Genomic DNA, 19,564 nt, shown 5'->3' with positions numbered 1-19,564 from the left:
ATGAAGCCTATTCACCCCACTCCGGATCAACTCGGAATTTTACTATATTCTGATTTGCAATTGATTGAAGACACGAAGAATCAGCTTCAAAAAGATTTGCAAAAAATGGGTTGGGACGGACAAATAAGCTATGAACCTGAAAATGCCTTGGAAAGTTTAACAGAGCTTTTGGCTAAAATTCTGGCCTCCTACTTGGAAAAAGACAGTCAACGCTTTTTTCGGTTTATGTATATTCTTGACCTCGATGAAAAAAAAGTTCTTACCATCCTAAAACAGGAAAACCCATTTCATTCCATTGCACACATGGCCATCATGAGGGAATGTATGAAAGTAATTCTCCGCAAGAACATGGGTTAGAATTTTACCTTTGACTACTTAATTTCCAGTTTTGAATCAACCTGTTTTAGAAATTTATACCGACGGCGCCGCATCCGGAAATCCTGGCCCCGGAGGGTTTGGATTAGTCATGAAGTTTGCGCATCATCGCAAAGAAATATCCCAAGGCTATCGACTTACAACCAATAATCGCATGGAATTACTTGCTGTTATTGTCGCTTTGGAAAGCATAACTAAGCCCAATACTTACGGCCATTTATATTCCGATAGTAAATATGTTATTGATGCAATAACCAAGGGATGGCTTAACAATTGGATAAAAAAGAACTTTGTTAATGTAAAAAATCCGGATTTATGGGTAAGGTTTTACAAAATCAACAAACAGCATCAAATCCAATACCATTGGGTGAAAGGACATGCCAGTAATGTAGAAAACAACCGTTGTGACCAATTGGCCGTAGCTGCTTCAAAAGGTAAACACTTACAAATAGATTCCTTTTTCGAATCAAGTCGAAATTCTGATTTTTGATAATTCCAAATTGATCCCGAAATTATCATTTGAAACGAAGTGAACAAATGACAAGTGCGGTTGGATTTGGGTAGATTCGGGTTAACCCCGAGCTAGTGTTAGTTAGGTTTTCTTACCATTTAAAATTACTTGAAAACCTTACTAACACTTGTCTCGAAACGTAGTTTAAAATTTCTAATGACAATTTTGGGTTGATCAGAAAAAGGTTGATTCCTGTTACGGACGAAAAAGTACAATTCAATTTCCCATTCCAATTGAAGTAGAACCCAACAAGATTTTCCTGTTTTTTCCTGGTTCGCTCCTTTTTTTGTAATCCGGTCAGCTATAATTTTCCAAATATCTTAGGGTTTAGAAAATTCCAATCTTTAGCAACTACCTATTCTATTACAAACTTCCTACTAATCGTAACACCTTCCGCACTGCTTAGGTAAACTACAAACAAACCCGAACCCAGCATCTGTCTGGTAAAATTTTTAGAGTAAATACCGGTTGAAGGTAATTTCTCCGTAAAAACCTGTTGACCATTCAGGTTAACCAACTTTAACTCCCCGTTGAAATTTCCATTGGAATGTAGGTTAATATTTACCCAATCACCTGTAATTCCGGATTTCACCTGTAATACAGGTAAATTATTGGTTTCCTTCTCACCTAAATCATCGTCTCTTGTGTACCAAATGGGTGAGGTATACATTTGGTCTCCATCCGTTTGTTGAACCTTTACGTAATAATATTTTGTCTCTCCATCGTTCAAATTAGGCGTAAATGAAAAACTTTGATTTTGATAAATAGTATAAACCAAATTGGGAGGAAGTCCGCTGCCTGGGGTTCCATCATAAAGCCACATTTGGGTAATTCCTTCCCCATCAGGGTCGAGGTAATTCACTGTCACTTCAGGTTGACCTTGGCCAGAAAAAACAGAGCCCATTATTTTATTATTTATCCTAAAATCAACCTGTGCATTCCAGTCATCGGAAGCAAAAATATTCATTTCATGATAGGCATTTAAGATAGAACCTTGAGTCAATTCCCTGGCAATTACCCCTGTTCTGCCTGCCTGAGAACGTCCAAAAACAGTATTATGAGTATCATGATCCATACAAATTCCAACATGATAACCTTTAGAAAGGGCGGTTTGAAACTTACTTAAATAGGTGCCATTGGCCGGGTCATCATAATTCACGCTGGTACTAAAAGCAGGACCACTTCGAAAAGGGATGGCAGTTATTGCTTTATCAATAATACTATCATATGGTTTAAAAAACAAACTATCATAATCTGTAGATTGAGGATGAGCCAAATAGGCAAAGGTTTGATTGCGTTGGGCTATTTTTTCAAACAAGCCCTGGTAATCAGTCTCTGCATTGTAAATATCATAATTACCTGGATCCCAGCCAACTAAGGAATCAAAACCATACACTATAAGGTGTCCTCCTGAATTAATTACACCCCACTCCATACCAAACAAACAAACGAATTCCCCATCCAAATTAGCCAAATTGGCTTCTTGCAAACCCAAATGGTAATTGGGCAATACTAAACCTGCGGCCAGGTGATTATGTTCCGAAATTCCTAGAAAGTCAAAATTTTGAGACTCCCTGGCATATAGAAAATCGTCGTAAGGCTTATAAATTCCGGATTCCAACGAATCTTTATTTCCATCCGAATATCCGGAATGGGCATGCAAAGTGCCATAATAAAAATTATACTCTTGTCCTTCAGCAGCAAAATTAGCCATTAATACAAAGACCAAAAACATCACAAAAAGACTTGCCCACTGCCTAACATTCATTCGTTCAATCATCCGATTAATCATTCATTCATATTGATGCAAAAGTAACCAATCCAATGTTTCAGAATTATTTTCATTTGATTGTTTCTGTTTTGGCGGGTCCCATTCGCTACAAAATGGCTTGCTTATCCTTGATTGACAAAGGCGAATGGTCGGGCTATCGGCTGTAGTCCTCGTCGCATGCAGCACCGAAAGGGTTCGGCGCTGCATGCTCCTGTGGGCTACTTGCCTCTATCCCTACCCGACTAGTACCCCCAAAAAATCACCTTTCACAGAATTGACAAGCGTTCCGGATAAAATTTATTTTCAAAGAAACTTGGCACTTTGAATTGGGCTATTATTTTTGTCAAACACTAAAAATCTGTGACAAACAAAGGCTTTCTACTACTTTTTTTCGTATTTATTATTCACGTTGAATGGAGCCTTGGGCAAAAATCAACCCTTAGTGGTACCCTGAAAGATGGCAAATCGGGTGAAGTATTAATTGGAGCCACCTTATTTGTAAAAGAACTTAAAACTGGAACCGCCTCCAATATTTATGGTTTCTATTCCCTTACACTTCCTTCGGGGAGCTATAATCTTACCTTTTCCTATACCGGTTATTTATCTAAGGATACGATTGTAAACCTGGATAAAAACATTGAAATAAACCTGGAACTTTTTCCTGCCACCAAGCAACTGCAAGAAATTCAGGTAAGTGCAGAAAAAACCGACCAAAATATTTCCTCATCAGGCATGAGTTCAACCATGCTAAAAATGGAAACTATCAAAAAAATCCCGGCACTTATGGGAGAAGTGGATGTAATAAAAGCTATTCAACTTTTACCGGGTGTTCAAACCGGAGGTGAAGGATCTGCCGGTTTCTTCGTTCGAGGCGGAGGTTTTGATCAAAACCTGATTCTTTTAGATGAAGCGCCGGTTTACAACGCCTCACATTTAATGGGTTTCTTTTCTGTGTTTAATCAGGATGCAATTCGTGATGCTCAACTTTACAAAGGAGGAATACCCTCCCAATTTGGTGGCAGATTAAGTTCAGTATTGGATGTTAGAATGAAGGAAGGTAATTCCAAAAAATATGTGGTATCGGCTGGAATAGGAACTCTCTCAAGCCGTTTAACCATTGAAGGTCCAATTAAAAAAGATAAGGCTAGTTTTATTGTTTCGGGCCGACGAAATTATGCTGATATTTTCCTCAAATTTTCAAGCGATAAAGAATTAAAAAACAGTATCCTTTATTTTTATGATCTTAATGCCAAGGTAAATTATCAAATCAACGACCATAACAAGGTTTTTCTTTCAGGATATTTTGGAAGGGATAAATTTAAAGTAGGAGATTTATTTCTTTTGGGTTGGGGAAATGCCACTGCAACAGCTCGCTGGAATCATATTTTTTCATCCAAGCTATTTAGCAATCTAACTCTGATTTATTCCAATTTCAATTATGTTATTTCGGTCCCAACGGGAACTCAGGCCTTTGAATGGACATCTAAAATTATTGATGGAGGATTGAAATATGACCTTACCTTGTTTTCAAACCCAAGAAATACGATTAAATTTGGTTATCACAGCATATTTCACACCTTCAAACCTGCTCATGTAGAGCCCAGAGATATCAATACTGCTATGAGTGAACCCATTGATTTCCCCAATCTGTATGCCTGGGAAAATGCTGTTTATTTGAGCAATGAACAGCGCATTGGAAGCCGCATTGAATTAACTTATGGTTTGCGGTACAGCTTCTTTACCAACATTGGCCCTGGAGGAAGTTACCAATTCGATTCTAATTATGACACAACCGGACTAAAAACTTTCGACAAAGGCTCCTTTTACAATACCTGGCATGGTTTTGAACCTCGCTTTTCAGGACGAATCAGTATAACCGATAAGGATGCATTTAAGGCTAGTTATAATCGAACCCGACAATACATACAGGTAGCCAGTGTGGCAGCAAATGCTTCACCATTAGATACCTGGTTCCCCGCAACTCCGAATGTTAAACCTCAAATAGCAGATCAAATTGCCATAGGTTATTTTAGAAACTTCAAAGAAAATATGTTTGAAGTTTCAGTAGAAGCCTATTACAAATGGCTTCACAATACCTTGGATTTTAAAGATCATGCCGATGTTTTTCTAAATCCTTTGTTTGAAGGTGAATTACGAAGAGGATCGGGAAAAGCAATGGGATTGGAAGTGATGATTAGAAAACAAACAGGAAAATTAAACGGTTGGATTGCTTATACCTTGTCCAGAATACAGCGAACTACCCCGGGTATAAACAATGGCCAGGCTTATGCAGCTAGCAATGATCGTCCACATAATTTCACCTTCGTAGGAACATATGCCATCAATAATCGTTGGGATGTTTCAGCTACCTTCATCTATTACACCGGTGCACCTCTGACTGCACCTGCCGGAAGGTTTGAGTACCAAGGAACTCAAGTACCGGTATTTACTGAACGAAACGGAGCCCGAATGCCTGATTATCACCGATTGGATATTGCAGCAACTCTTTATAGCAAGGAAAAACCAAAACGCAAATGGAAAAGCAATTGGGTCTTTGGAATTTACAATGTTTATAACCGAAAAAATGCTTTTATGATAAACTTCAAACAAAGCGAAACAGATCCTTTGAAAACGGAGGCCGTTATGACTTATTATTTTGTGATAATTCCTTCCATCTCTTACAATATTCAATTCTAATGAAAACTCCATTTAAATTTGTTTTGAATTGGCATATACTAAGTTGGATAATTTTGGTATTGTCTTCCTCTTCCTGTACCAAGGTCATCGACTTTGATGTAAGTGATACCAATGTTCATCTCGTGGTGGATGGTTCTGTAACTTCCGAACTAATTCACCATCGGGTAAAATTATCCAAAACAGCATCCTATTTCTCCAATTCACATCCGCCGGTGGTCAGTAATGCAATTGTACAAGTAAGCGACGGAACCAATACCTGGAATTATACAGAAAACCCCAACGAACCAGGTACATACTTGTCTGATAGCATTTTTCAGGCATTGCCCGGACTAACCTATACCCTTATCATCCAATCGGAAGGTCAAGAGTACAAAGCCTCAGAGACATTGCAAACAGGAGCCCGGCTCGATAGCGTTGACCTAAAACAACAATTTAAACCCATTCCCTTCGAAAACAAGGTAGATAGCAGCTATACCCTCTCGGTTTGGGGACAAGAAGTTCCCGGTGTAAGAAATTTTTACATGTGGAAGGTTAAATTAAACGGTTCATTTGGATTTACAGACACTTTAAAAAACGTCTATTTTTTAGACGATAAAGGAATTGATGGGGCATACATTCCGGGATATCCTATTTACAACATTGATAAACAATATATTCATAGTGGTGACACGGTTTCCATTTACGGGTATACCATTACTGAAAACTATTATGAATATCTACGTTCCATTTTATTAGAAACTTATTGGAGAGGCGATAGTCCTTGGGATGGACCACCAGCCAATATTCCTTCCAATTTAAACAATGGAGCTTTAGGTTATTTTTGGGTTGCTCCATTATCAGTCAAAACAAAAATAATGGATTAAAAGGATTTTATGATTTTCTTTGATAACCCCAGGAAAATCTCTCCTTTTGCTTATCTTCGCCTCCTAAACCCAAGAAAAAGGCATAAAAACAGGTATGAATCCAATCAGAAATTCAACCCATATTCTACTTATCCTGGCCTTTCTTGTATTTGCACCCAGCTTTGGTTTCGGACAATTACAAGTATCAGCAGTTTCGCATAATGAAACTTGTTTTGGTTTACAAGATGGAGATGCCGTTTTTACCATTACCAATGGAACTGCCCCTTACACTTTTTCCTGGAACAATGGACCTTATACCGGACAGCAGGAAGTATTAAATGCGGATGGAAACACCCAAGTTTATACCAACCTGCCACCAGGAAATTACTCCATTACAGTTGTAGATGCTAATTTAAATTCCCAATCACTTTCTATTGTAATTCAAGGTTCTAGCAATCCATTATTTGTTCAAATAACCAATGTAACAAACATTAGCTGTGCAGGCACTCAAGGCTCCGGAACAGCCTCTCCTTCGGGCGGTACCGGACCTTATACCTATGTTTGGAGTCCGAGTGCGGAATCGAATGCCACCGCCACTCAGTTAATTGCCGGAAACAATGATGTTACAGTAACTGATGCATTTGGTTGTGTTGCAACAGCTAATGTTTCAATTACAAATACCGGTGGATTAACCATCGCAACCAGTTATACCGATATTACCTGCAATGGATCTAACGATGGAACAGCTACCATTACAGTAAGCAACCAAGTGCCACCTGTAGTTTACAATTGGTCTGACGGACAATCTACAGCTACTGCTACAGGTTTTGGTCCGGGTACCATATCATGTACAGTCAGTGATGCCAGTGGGTGTCCATCTGCTATTTTCAATTTCACTTTTACTGAACCACCTGCAATGTCTGTTAACATTGTAGTTACTGATGCAAATTGCAATGGACAATCGAGCGGTGCAGCAATTGTTCAGGTTATTGGTGGTTCCTTTCCTTATTCGTATCAATGGGGAGGCGGACAAACAGGAAATTCAATAACTAGTCAACCTGCAGGGCCAGTCAATGTTATCGTCACCGATGCCTCAGGTTGCACATTGACTGACAACGATGTAATAAATGAACCTTCCGTATTAACCTTAAGCATATCCGGTTTTGTAAACGATGCTTCCTGCAATGGATATGCAGATGGGGGTGCTACCTTACTCGCCAACGGAGGTACTCCTCCCTACCAATGCAATTGGTCGCCAGGTACAGCTTCCGGATTAGTAGTAAACACCTTACCCGCCGGAATTTACAATGCTACTTTGGTTGACTCAAAAGGATGTACGGCCATTCAAACCATTCCAATCAATGAACCTGCTCCCTTGGTTTTCAGTGTTGCTTCCAGTGTAACTGCTCCAATTTGTGTTGGTCAGAGTGCTGATTTAGTGGTAACTCCAGGTACCGGAATGCCACCATTAACCTACACTTGGGATGATGGCGGAACTGGAAGCCCTTACACTGTTAATCCGGTTGTTACTACAACCTATTCTGTGCAAGCCAGTGATGGCACCTGCACCAGTCAGGCTCAAAGTATTACTGTAGATGTAAATTTACCATTAACAATTTCCGCTATTAGTCCATTATCTGCCTGTGAATTTGATACGGCTTGGGTGGAGGCTTTGGCTCAAGGAGGAGATGGGAATTACACCTATACCTGGGATAATAATTTGGGCCCGGGTTCAGGTCCATTTCCTTTTCCGGTTACTGCACCGGCTACAATTAATGTTAGTGTTTCAGATGGATGTGGCACTACTCCGGCATCCACTACCATTCAGGTTAATATGAACCCCAATCCTGTTGCTCTTTTTGAATTAGATACCAATATGGGTTGTGTTCCATTGCCAATTACATTTACCGATTTAAGTACTATCTCTTCCGGATCAATCACCTTATTAGAATGGAATTTTGGAGAAGGTTCCCCTTCCTATGACCCAAATGCTTTTCATGTTTATGAAAATCCAGGTTATTATACTCCCTCTCTTATAGCCACCTCTAATTTAGGTTGCAAGGACACCCTTAGTTTGGATAGTTTTATTCACGCATTTCCAATTCCAATAGCTAGTTTTCAACCTAGCTATTACAATGTAAACATGTTGGATCCCTATGTTTTATTTACCAATCAATCTATTGACGCGAGTATTTATACTTGGTTAATTGATGGGGATTCCATCACTGTTGAAAATCCTGATTATACCTTTCAGGATACAGGTGTTTACTATATTACTTTAATAGCCTCCAATGAAGGAGGCTGTGTAGACCAGGTAACTCAAAAAATTGCAGTTGAAGCTTTCTTTGCCATTTACATTCCAAATACCTTTACTCCTCATGACCCCGATGGAATAAATGATGGCTTTAAACCTAAAGGAATCGGTGTACGAGAATATGAAATGAAAATCTATGATCGAAAAGGAAACAGGGTTTTCCGTACGAAGAACTTTGATGAAGCCTGGATGGGTACCATTTTAGATACCGGCGAAGAAGCAGAACAAGGAAATTATATTTACGACATTTTCCTGAGGGATGCCAATGGGAAACAACGGTTTTATGCCGGAGGTATTAAACTAATCAAATAAGTCATTGATTAGTTAAAAGAAACAATTAATTCCCCCCCCCCTATTGCAGCATTTGAATAAATTCTTCTTCTGAAAGTATTGGCACACCTAATTTTTCGGCCTTCTTCCTTTTTTCAGGCCCCATATTTTCACCAGCTAATAGAAAAGATGTTTTAGCAGACACACTTCCTACATTTTTCCCACCATGTTTTTCTATCAGTTCTTTAATTGCATCTCTTGAATAATTGGCAAAAACCCCGGAAACAACAAAGGTCTTACCATCCAAGGTTGAACTTAATTTCATCTTAGTTGCAGGATCTATTGCAAACTGGAGACCTGCCTCCTGAAGCCGACGAACAACTTCCATATTCTCGGCATTTGCAAAAAAAGCTTGAACACTTTCGGCAATTTTATCTCCGATTTCCTCTGCGCTCAACAATTCTTCCGGATTTGCCTGTTGAATTGCTTCGAGAGAGCCAAAATGTCCGGCTAGTTTTTTGGCCACTGTTTCACCTACAAAACGGATTCCCAAAGCAAACAATACCCGCTCAAATGGAACCGCTTTTGATGCCTGAATACCTGCCAAGAGGTTGTTTATTGATTTCTCGGCGAACCGATCCAGACCCAACAACATAGAGGCTTGAAGAGAATAAATATCAGCACAATTTTTCAATAATCCAGCCTCAAATAACTGCTCAATTGTTTCTTCCCCCATTCCATCAATGTTCATTGCTTTTCTTCCAATAAAATGAACCATTTTACCTTTTATTTGAGGAGGACAATGCCATTCATTCGGGCAATAATGCTGTGCTTCACCTTCCTTCCTGATTAGTTCCGTTCCACATTCCGGGCAATGAGTAATATATTGCAATGGTTCACTAACAAACATATCACGCTTTCCAAGTTCCACCCCAACAATTTTCGGAATAATCTCACCACCCTTTTCAACGAAAACCCAATCTCCAAGACGAATATCTAGCTTTTGTATCTGATCTGCATTATGCAAAGAAGCTCGCTTAACGGTAGTTCCGGCTAACTGCACAGGTTTTAAATTAGCCACCGGGGTAATTGCACCGGTTCTACCTACCTGAAAAGAAATACCTTCCAACCGGGTACAAACCTGCTCAGCCTTAAACTTATAAGCTACAGCCCAACGAGGAGATTTTGCAGTAAATCCAAGTTGTCGTTGGTAACTAAAGTCATTCACTTTGATAACAATACCATCCGTATCATATCCTAATTTGCTTCTTTCTTTATCCCAATGTTGTATATAGGATTGAATATCCCCTAATCCATTACAAATCTTGGTATGTTCGGATATTTTAAAACCCCATTCTTTGGCCTTTTGGAGATTCTGGTAATGTGTATCAAATGGCAATTGCTCACCTAGCATTGCATATAAAAAACAATCCAAATTACGTTTAGCTACTACTGAACTATCTTGCATTTTCATTGTTCCAGATGCAGCATTTCGTGGGTTTGCCAATGGAGGCTCTCCAATATCTTCCCGTTCCATGTTGATTCTTTCAAAGGACCTTAATGGCATAAAAATCTCACCACGCATTTCAAACTCCTTAGGCCAATCGTTGCCCTTCAATTGCAGTGGAATGGAGCGAATGGTTTTGACGTTGGTGGTAATATCATCCCCTTTTTCTCCATCTCCACGAGTTACAGCCTGCACCAGTTGACCATCTCTATAAGTAATACCAATGGCTACTCCATCAAACTTCAGTTCGCAAACATATTCCAAATTGCCTTGAATCACCTTTCTTATTCTATCCTCAAACTCTGCAATCTCCTCCATATTGTAGGTATTTCCTAATGACAACATAGGGTAACGGTGCTTTATGGATGCAAACTCCTTGGTCACCTGACCTCCTACGCGTTGGGTTGGAGAATTGGGATGGGCAAATTCAGGGTAGGCCCTTTCGAGCAAAATCAGTTCTTCTAACAATTTATCAAACTCCAAATCACTGATGGTTGGGTTATCCAAAACATAGTAATTATAATTGTGTTGTTCCAAATCGGAACTAAGTTGATCTATCCTAGCTTTGGGATCCATTCCGCTTAAGTTTGTCCAAAATTACAGTTTTGTTCCAACCGCACAGACCGGATTATAGAAAATAAAATACCTACAAGTTGTTAGCACTTTCTTATTTAAAATAATTCTAAATAATTATCTTTGTGGTATGAATTTGCAACAACATACCTTGGTGGAGATGGAGCCCGGTGTTTTACCAAAACCGGTTCTTATCTCTGTTTGCAATTGGGAAAATTGCTTTAAAAAGAAAAAATGTTGCAAAAGCTATAAAAAGGGAAAACGCTGCAAAAAGTGTCCGGATTAAGACTATTAACCTTACAATCAAGTCACTACCATCAAGTTTAGAATATTTTTAAACAACATGGCAACTACAAGAGATTCCTAATAATTTTGCGGCCTTAATTTTTTCGGAAAGATATAGAATGGATAAAGTAGAATTAAAGAAGCGATTGTTGGAAACATGTATTAGTATTCAAACCAATCATCTTCAAACCTTAAAAGATGAAATTGACGAGGCTGAGCGTATTGCGAATGACCATGATGGCGGTGCAGAAGAAAACATGGATTCATTTCGGGAAGAAATGCAAAACAAAAGGGAAGTATTTACCCGACAGTTTCAAGTGACTAGCAATGATTTGCAAATTTTGAGAAGAGTTGACCCAAACAAAACTGATACTCAAGTTCAATTTGGAAGCGTTGTTTTTACGGAAAGTCAAAAACTGTTTGTCACTGTTAGTTTAGGAAGGGTAAATGTAAATGGAGAGGACTTTTTCGCCATCAGCATGCAAACCCCCTTATTTAAAGTATTATCAGGAAAACGAAAAGGTGAAACTGCCAACTTTAATGGCAAAGACATCAAGATTGTGGATATTTTCTAAACTTGTACAGGCCAATTAGGTAGAAAAAAATCGGCTTAAGAGCCGATTTTTTTCATTTTACACGGTTTCCTTTCTTTACTTCTTCCGGCTTTACTTCAGTACCAAATACTTTATCCCAAAGCACAAACATGGAAGCATAATTTCCGAAAGGGCGGCTATGGTGCAAATCATGGTGTTCGGCCGGTGCCATAAGCGGAATCCATTTAAAAAACCACGATTTTACTCCGGAATGAATATCCAGTTCATGCAAATTTCTGAAAAAGGCATAAAACAAAAAAGCAGCTTCTCCGATCGGATACCCAGCCAGTTTGCAAATTAACACGCCAATGAATGGACCAAAGGAACCTAAGAACCATTCAGCAGGGTGCACATAAATAAATTCCAAAGGGAATGGCATAATTGCTTGATGATGAACACCATGGATTTTGTGCAAAGCCCATTTGTTTTCATGCAAAAATTTGTGCAGGAAAAAGAAATACAAGTCATCAAAGAAAACGACCAAAAAAAACTGAGCGACACCTAACCATATTGGATATGAACCTGTGTGATCAAAAAAGTCATAACCAAAATACAAACCTACCAAGGTTACCAAACATAAGAGGAATATGTTCAGTGAAATCAAGGGCAACCTCTTCCACAATATTCCATCCTTGTATGGTTTTTCCTGTATCCGATTCTTACTAAATAAGGGAGTATACAAAACCAAGAAAGAATGCACCAAACCAACAACATACAAACCAAGTGTAATTCCAATGGCCGTTAAGGCAAATTTCAATTCGGGAGAAATAATCATCAAGGGCAAATTTAAAATACAAACCTACAGGACAACCTGAAAGTGTAAGCATTTTCTTAACAACTTTGTCCCGAAATGCCATGAAAGTAGTACTCCCCATTTTTCTATTTCCACCTATTGAATATATACTGCTGTTGCAATCAGCAGAAAAGGTCATACTATGTTCGGGTGAATATTTTCAAAAACAAACTTTTAGAAATCGCTACGAAATTGCCACATCCAATGGTAAACTTCGGTTAACAGTTCCTGTAGAAGGAAGCAAAAACCACCGAAAACTATCAGAAATGTCGATACATTACCGGGAAAATTGGCCTCAGATCCATCTTAAAACCTTAGTATCTGCCTATAAAAACAGTCCCTATTTTGAATTTTACGAACCGGGGCTACAAAATCTCCTATTTTCTCAAGAACAGAATTTGGTACAATTTTCTTTAAAGGCCCTTAGTTTTTTGGAAAAAGGTTTTAAACATCCATTTTCCTATGAAATAAGTCCAAATTACTTAGCCGATTATGGTGCAGATTTCACCGATTTACGTAATTATGCATTCGATGGAAGTATGCAAGTTCAACTTCCCTCCTATTTTCAACCTTTTTCTGATCGGCTTGGTTTTATTTCAAACCTTAGCGGGCTTGATTTGCTTTTTTGCGAAGGACCAAATGCTTTAAATTAAACAGCAACTGCAGCCTTAATATGAGGATAAGGTTCGTAATTTTTTAAAACAAAATCTTCAAACTTAAACCCAAAAATATCCTTCACATCGGGATTTATCTCAAGCAAAGGCAATGATTTAGGAGTTCTGGATAATTGAAGTTTGGTTTGCTCCAGATGGTTGGAATACAAATGAGCATCGCCTAAGGTATGAACAAACTCACCTGGTTTGAGTCCACAAACCTGAGCCATCATCATGGTTAGAATAGCATAGGAGGCTATATTAAAGGGCACACCTAAAAAAATATCGGCACTACGTTGATACAATTGACAGGACAATCTTCCATTTGCTACATAAAACTGAAAAAAAGCATGGCATGGAGGAAGTTTCATCTTTTCAATTTCGGCTACATTCCAAGCACTAACAATAAGCCTTCGGCTATCCGGATTTCGTTTTATTTGATCAACTACTTGCGAGATTTGATCAATGGTATTTCCGTCTGCACCGGTCCAACTTCTCCACTGAACCCCGTAAACCGGACCTAAATTCCCATTTTCATCAGCCCATTCATCCCAAATACTTACTCCATTTTCTTTCAGATATGCAATGTTGGAATCACCTTTTAAAAACCAAAGCAACTCATGGATGATACTTCGTAAATGCAATTTTTTTGTTGTAACCAGAGGAAAGCCTTCTTCTAAATCAAATCGCATTTGATATCCGAACACACTGATAGTTCCGGTTCCTGTTCTATCCATTTTCTGAACTCCATGGTCCAGCACATGTTGCATTAAATCGTGGTACTGTTTCATCTTTCTTCTTATTGCTTTTTGTTTGCTCCGCGAACTGCATTTTCAAGAACATCCCACATTTCGTTTGGAACTTTATGAAAGAAATTAAACTCCCCTGCCCCATTTATCCATTCACCACCATCCATAGTAACCACTTCTCCGGTAATATATCCGCTGAAATCAGAAACCAGGTAGGCTGCCAAATTGGCTAATTCTTCATGATCTCCCAATCTTCCTAATGGAATCCGGTCAATTGGATTTACCATATCAGCTACCTCTTTAGGAAACAATCTATTGAAAGCACCTTCTGTATAAAACGGCCCAGGAGCAATGCAATTTAATCTAATTCCGTATTTCCCCCATTCACTTGCCAATGACCTACTCATGGCTAGCACACCCGCTTTTCCGCATGCTGATGGAACAACATACCCGGAACCGGTCCATGCATAGGTAGTAGTAATGCTCAACACTGTACCCTTAATTCCTTTGTCTATCCAATATTTACCCATCGCCAAAGTGCAGTAATAGGTCCCCTTTAAAACAATATCCACAATGGTGTCAAATGCCCGGTGGCTGAGGCGTTCGGTTGGGCTAATAAAATTCCCGGCTGCATTGTTCACCAGAATATCAATTTGTCCAAATTTTTCGATACCTGCTGCCAGTACCTTTTCAATATCATCGTACTTTCTTACATCACAGGCCAAGCCTAAAACATTTCCTCCGGTTTCCTGTGCAAGCTCCTGGGCAGTTTTTTCAATTACCTCCAATTTGCGGCTAGCAATTATAACATTGGCACCCAGTTGCAAGTATTTCTTGGCCATGGAGCGTCCCAGACCGGTACCGCCACCTGTAATGAATGCGGTTTTACCTTTTAAAGCATCGTCTTTAAGCATAAATTTGGAGTTTTTAGTATCTACAAAAATAGGTCAAGGTGCCGGGTTTTTTGAGGGAAGCCCCTTGGTATTTTTCCACAATTTTAGCGGGCAATAGCTTAAGATTGTTAATTAGTAATTGCCATGGAGGCTTTATGAATTTTAGCCGGAGAGTTACTTCGTAATTTGTAGCATCAATTTTTCAAAACAGGTAGAAATGCCATGGTGAATACTTTCGATTCAATTACATTCCAAATGAAACAGGACCATTTGCGGATTGCACTCGGATGCCAAGGATTCCACAAATCTAGAAACGAAAAAAAACAGGTCATCTTTACAGGCCTGAATAACCTATAAAATCAGCAAGGGACAAGCAACAAATTCATACCAACAGCTACTTTTTGGGTTTGCACCTCGGGCAACGATAGAGGCAAGTAGCCCACAGGACACCTATGGCGATAGCCTAGGGGGACGAGGACTACAGCCGATAGCGTGACCCGAACGCCCAACCAAAATAAGGGAAAATTAACGACTATTATGGCGGAGGGGGCCCGCATCCAAAAATAACAAATCAGGACCGACTAACTGCCTCACCATTTGTTTTGAATGCTTTTAACTCCATCACAATCAAATAACTAACAATTGACATGAGTATCCAGGAACCAATTTTCTGGGTATCTACCATAGACCAATTTTTGTGTTGGTAAGCATATTTCCAGGCACCCAAGAACGTTGCCATGTTTTCGGCAATCCAAATAAAGAAGCCGATTAGAAAAAACGACAGTGGAACCGGCATGGAAAAGCGTTTTTGGAAAGGCGTAAAAAAGACTTTAGTACGAAAAAATGCCAAAAATACCAGGGCGGCAAGGATAAACCTAAGGTCGTAGAAAAAATGGTGTGTAAAGAAATTAAGGTAAATTGCAGCAGCCAAACCAATGGAAATGAAACGATTAGGCGAATCTACGATTTGAAGTTTGAAACGACGCCAAGCCTGACACATATAACTTGCAACGCTGGCGTACATAAAACCGGAATACAAGGGAACGTTGAAAAACTTGGTATAAGCATATTCAGGATAGCTCCATGATCCTTTATAGACCTTAAAAAGTTCCATAGCCAAACCCAGCAGATGGAAAAGACAAATTACCAGGATTTCGTTGCGGGTTTCAAGACCGGATTTAAGCATAAAAATTTGCATTCCGATGCAGGCCAAAAGCAGTAAATCGTACCTAAAAATAAGGTAAACAGGAACAAAATTACTTAGGGAAAGGAAGGAGAAAATAAATGCCGGAAAAATACAGGAAAGCACTTGTTTTAAGCCGAACCACCAAAATTCATTTGCGAGTATTTTAAAATTTAGCACTTACCAAAATTAGGAGAAGCCGAGACAAGAATGCAGGGACTAATCCTAAAAAATCACAATTGAGGCTTTAATCTAAAATACAGCAGGGTTTGCAAACCAAACATTAAACAGGCAAATACCAAGTGCACAGGTTGAATATAAATAGGGACGTTGAGATAAGCCAATACCATACCGGAAAGAATTTCAGCCACCAATACTACCATCAAACTAATGGTAAGAAGTGTACGAGCATGGGATAATTTAAAAAACAAGTAGGTATTGGTTGCCAGTACCAGGATAGAAAAGGAGCGATGCACATAAAACTTCCAATCCAATTGATCGATCCAGGTATTCCGTTGCAAGTAATTGGAAAGGTAGGAAATTTGGTCGATTTGTTTTCGAACCTCGGTACCCAGCATTACTTGGGTGAATGACAAAACCAAAGCCAGGAAGCAAATCCATTTAACGAAGGAAGAAGTTAATTGAGGATTAGGGCTAACCAGGTCATACATTTTAAGAAGTATTCCAAAAATGACAAATGAAAGAACCATGTGAACGGTTAAGATACCGGGTAAAATATTAGTGGAAACAACAATGGAACCAAACCAGGCTTGAAAGAGGGTGATAGCAAAAACGAGCAGGCTCCAGCCAAAAACACCTTGAAATTCAGACCGTTTTCGATAACTCCAAATACAAAGAGCAATTAGAAGCGGACCGAGCATAACACCACATAGTCGATTCACATATTCGGTCCATGCTTTTGAAACACTAAAATCGGTTTCCACTTTAATACTTGGGTCGGTTTGAATAAGGAAAGCCAGGTTAGTAGCGCCAATAGAATTCAGGATTTTGGCTAGTTTTTCATTTTTTTGAATTCGTTTTTCGAAATAGATTTCCTTGTAATTGGCGGGCAATTGGGCAGGATCAGTTGGCGGGGCAAGTTGCCCAAAGCATTTTGGCCAATCGGGGCAACCCATTCCGGATCCGGTAACTCTCACCACACTTCCTGCAAGAATAATCAGGTAAGTATTGATTATGCAGGCTAAAATCAGATTTCTCATACCCATAAATTTGTTGCAAAATTGGGGCATCTGGGGAAAAAAAATACCATTTTGAAGAAATTCTTTAAAAAAAAGTCTTCAAAATGGTATTAGGTCAAAAATTGGGAGAATTAGTTACCCAATTCCGAGATAAATTTGATTCGCATCAAGCGGATTTCTTCGAGTGAATATTCATCTTCACCCAATTCCTTTAGTGCATTCGTAGCGCTATCAGATTCGGCTCTATTGAAATATTCGAAAATTTCATCCTGTTTATCTTCATCGATTACTTCATTGATGAAATAATTCAAATCCAATTTGGTACCGGAAGAAACGATGCTTTCAATCTCATCGAGCAATTCAGGGATAGCCAAACCTTTAGCTTCAGCAATATCTTCCAATCCCAGTTTACGGTCAATACTTTGGATAATATACACTTTTAATCCGGATTTATTTACCACACTTTTCACCACCATATCCATCGGACGAACGATTTCGTTCTCTTCCACATATTTGGCGATAAGTTCGATAAAAGGTTTTCCAAATTTCAGCGATTTACCGGTACCAACCCCGGAACATTGTTTAAGTTCTTCGAGTGTAATTGGGTATTGGATGGCCATATCCTCCAAGGAAGGATCCTGGAAAATGACAAAAGGAGGAAGGTTTTGGTTTTTGGCAATAGTTTTACGAAGGTCTTTAAGCAACTTAAAGAGTGTTTCATCACCTCCACCACCTTTTTGAGCCCCACCTGCAACAATATCTTCCTCTTCATCGGAGCTTTCGAAATCGTTATCACGGGTAAGCATGATGCTGTAAGGTTTCTTCATAAAGGCATTGCCTTCCGGAGTTAACTTCAGCAAACCATAGTTTTCAATATCTTTAGCTAAGAGGCGATGCACCAAGGCTTGGCGAATAACTGAGATCCAGTATTTTTCACTTTCATCGCTACCATCGCCATACAATTCCAATTCGTGGTGCTTGTATTGTTTTATGGCAGTGCTGGAAACACCCATAATTACATTGGCAATGTGTTTGTCTTTGAATTTCTCTTTAACGGCAGCAACCGTATCCAATACTAATTGAATAGCATCTTTACCTTCGAATTTTTCTTTAGGGTGAAGGCAATTATCGCAATTTCCGCAATTTTCCTGTTCATAGATTTCACCGAAGTAATGGAGCAAAAGTTTTCTTCTGCAAACGGAGCTTTCGGCGTAGGTTACTGTTTCTTGAAGCAATTGTTTACCGATTTCTTGTTCAGCAACCGGTTTACCTTTCATAAACTTTTCTAGTTTCTGGATATCGTCGTAGCTGTAGAAAGCGATGCAATTACCTTCTCCTCCGTCACGGCCGCTTCGACCGGTTTCCTGATAATAGCCTTCTAAGCTTTTAGGGATGTCGTAGTGAATTACAAAACGAACGTCCGGTTTATCGATACCCATTCCGAATGCGATGGTTGCCACGATTACTTCGGCTTCTTCCATTAAGAAAGCATCTTGGTTATGAGCACGGGTTTTAGCTTCTAATCCGGCGTGATAAGGAAGAGCTCTAATACCGTTAACAACCAGGGTATCTGCTAATTCCTCTACCTTTTTACGGCTAAGGCAATACACAATACCTGACTTACCGGCTTGAGATTTAATGTACTTAATAATATCCTTGGCCACTTCATTTCCTTTCGGGCGTACTTCATAATATAAGTTAGCCCTATTAAAGGATGCCTTGTAAACATCGGCTTTTTGCATTCCAAGGTTTTTCTGAATATCCTGTTGTACTTTGGGAGTTGCAGTAGCGGTAAGTGCAATCAAAGGCACCACACCAATTTCTTCAATAATAGGTCTTAAACGTCGGTATTCGGGGCGAAAATCATGTCCCCACTCAGAAATACAATGGGCTTCATCGATAGCGACAAAGGATATTTTCACATCCTTCAAAAACTCTACATTCTCTTCTTTGGTAAGGCTTTCAGGTGCAACATAGAGTAATTTGGTTAGGCCTTTGGTAATATCTTCTTTTACCTGAGTAATTTCGGATTTATTCAAGGAAGAGTTAAGGAAGTGAGCAATACCGTCTTCCATTCCGAAAGTACGCATGCTATCCACCTGATTCTTCATAAGTGCAATAAGTGGTGAGATGATAATTGCTGTTCCCGGCAACATCATAGCAGGCAGTTGATAACACATTGATTTACCGCCTCCTGTAGGCATAATTACAAAGGTATCTTTCCCTTGTAAAACACTTTGGATTATAGCATACTGTTCACCTTTAAAGTTCTTGAAACCAAAGTACTTTTCTAAGGATTGAGTAATTTCTTTTTCTGAAAATGATAATTCTTTTGCTTGTGCAGCCATTTCTAGGT

Annotated in this window: 15 protein-coding genes; 7 read left to right on the top strand and 8 right to left on the bottom strand. The window is 39.2% G+C overall.

All coding sequences use genetic code 11. The features are described from left to right. Both K1X82_00625 and rnhA read left to right on the top strand, forming a co-directional pair. Positions 1-357 carry a hypothetical protein gene (locus tag K1X82_00625; GenBank protein ID MBX7180589.1) on the top strand — a complete coding sequence of 119 codons (357 nt, stop codon included), beginning with the start codon at positions 1-3 and terminating at the stop codon, positions 355-357. Positions 358-388: 31 nt separating this feature from the next. Beyond that, positions 389-865: a ribonuclease HI gene (gene rnhA / locus K1X82_00620; protein MBX7180588.1), complete on the top strand. Its 477-nt coding sequence runs from the start codon at positions 389-391 to the stop codon at positions 863-865. A 376-nt stretch (positions 866-1,241) separates the two neighbouring features. On the opposite strand, the gene K1X82_00615 is transcribed toward rnhA, so the two are convergent. Next, entirely contained in the window at positions 1,242-2,678 is a 1,437-nt protein-coding gene (locus K1X82_00615) for a hypothetical protein (GenBank protein MBX7180587.1), read from the bottom strand. 339 nt (positions 2,679-3,017) lie between these two features. Here K1X82_00615 and K1X82_00610 point away from each other — a divergent pair, with 339 nt between their 5' ends. The 3 genes from K1X82_00610 to K1X82_00600 all read left to right on the top strand — a co-directional run bounded on the left by K1X82_00610 (position 3,018) and on the right by K1X82_00600 (position 8,822). Beyond that, positions 3,018-5,354 (top strand): TonB-dependent receptor, encoded by a 2,337-nt coding sequence (locus tag K1X82_00610; protein ID MBX7180586.1) that lies wholly within the window; start codon positions 3,018-3,020, stop codon positions 5,352-5,354. After that, complete coding sequence (locus K1X82_00605; protein ID MBX7180585.1) at positions 5,354-6,217, top strand: DUF4249 domain-containing protein; 864 nt, start codon at positions 5,354-5,356, stop codon at positions 6,215-6,217. Before K1X82_00610 ends, K1X82_00605 begins: the two co-directional genes overlap by 1 nt. Before the next feature lie 94 nt (positions 6,218-6,311). Continuing rightward, a complete protein-coding gene (locus K1X82_00600; protein ID MBX7180584.1) occupies positions 6,312-8,822 on the top strand; it encodes a gliding motility-associated C-terminal domain-containing protein in 2,511 nt (836 codons plus the stop codon). A 40-nt stretch (positions 8,823-8,862) separates the two neighbouring features. On the opposite strand, the gene ligA is transcribed toward K1X82_00600, so the two are convergent. Then, on the bottom strand, positions 8,863-10,863 hold the full coding sequence (ligA, locus tag K1X82_00595; GenBank protein ID MBX7180583.1) for an NAD-dependent DNA ligase LigA: 2,001 nt from the start codon (positions 10,861-10,863) through the stop codon (positions 8,863-8,865). A 401-nt stretch (positions 10,864-11,264) separates the two neighbouring features. Here ligA and K1X82_00590 point away from each other — a divergent pair, with 401 nt between their 5' ends. Next, positions 11,265-11,720, top strand: coding sequence for a hypothetical protein (locus K1X82_00590; protein MBX7180582.1), 456 nt, complete (start codon positions 11,265-11,267; stop codon positions 11,718-11,720). Positions 11,721-11,772: 52 nt separating this feature from the next. Here K1X82_00590 and K1X82_00585 read toward each other — a convergent pair whose 3' ends face one another. Continuing rightward, the gene (locus K1X82_00585; GenBank protein MBX7180581.1) at positions 11,773-12,513 is read right to left on the bottom strand and encodes a sterol desaturase family protein; all 741 of its coding nucleotides are present in this window, start codon (positions 12,511-12,513) and stop codon (positions 11,773-11,775) included. An 80-nt stretch (positions 12,514-12,593) separates the two neighbouring features. On the opposite strand from K1X82_00585, the gene K1X82_00580 reads away from it, so the two are divergent. Then, positions 12,594-13,184, top strand: a complete 591-nt coding sequence (locus K1X82_00580) for a WbqC family protein (GenBank protein ID MBX7180580.1) — start codon at positions 12,594-12,596, stop codon at positions 13,182-13,184. Here K1X82_00580 and K1X82_00575 read toward each other — a convergent pair. The 5 genes from K1X82_00575 to recQ form a co-directional block, all read right to left on the bottom strand. Continuing rightward, positions 13,181-13,975 (bottom strand): thymidylate synthase, encoded by a 795-nt coding sequence (locus tag K1X82_00575; GenBank protein MBX7180579.1) that lies wholly within the window; start codon positions 13,973-13,975, stop codon positions 13,181-13,183. The two genes, K1X82_00580 and K1X82_00575, sit on opposite strands and share 4 nt — an antisense overlap. A gap of 8 nt (positions 13,976-13,983) precedes the next feature. Then, entirely contained in the window at positions 13,984-14,847 is an 864-nt protein-coding gene (locus tag K1X82_00570) for an SDR family oxidoreductase (GenBank protein ID MBX7180578.1), read from the bottom strand. A gap of 550 nt (positions 14,848-15,397) precedes the next feature. Then, positions 15,398-16,189 carry a DUF817 domain-containing protein gene (locus tag K1X82_00565; protein MBX7180577.1) on the bottom strand — a complete coding sequence of 264 codons (792 nt, stop codon included), beginning with the start codon at positions 16,187-16,189 and terminating at the stop codon, positions 15,398-15,400. 53 nt (positions 16,190-16,242) lie between these two features. Next, on the bottom strand, positions 16,243-17,229 hold the full coding sequence (locus K1X82_00560; protein ID MBX7180576.1) for a COX15/CtaA family protein: 987 nt from the start codon (positions 17,227-17,229) through the stop codon (positions 16,243-16,245). A gap of 110 nt (positions 17,230-17,339) precedes the next feature. Further along, a complete protein-coding gene (gene recQ / locus K1X82_00555; protein ID MBX7180575.1) occupies positions 17,340-19,556 on the bottom strand; it encodes a DNA helicase RecQ in 2,217 nt (738 codons plus the stop codon). Positions 19,557-19,564 lie beyond the last annotated feature (8 nt).

The sequence above is a fragment of the Bacteroidia bacterium genome (assembly GCA_019695265.1).
In the GTDB taxonomy this organism is placed as follows: Bacteria; Bacteroidota; Bacteroidia; order JAIBAJ01; family JAIBAJ01; genus JAIBAJ01.
The sequence above is the reverse complement of the archived record's forward strand: the minus strand, read 5'-3'. Positions and strand labels throughout refer to the sequence as shown.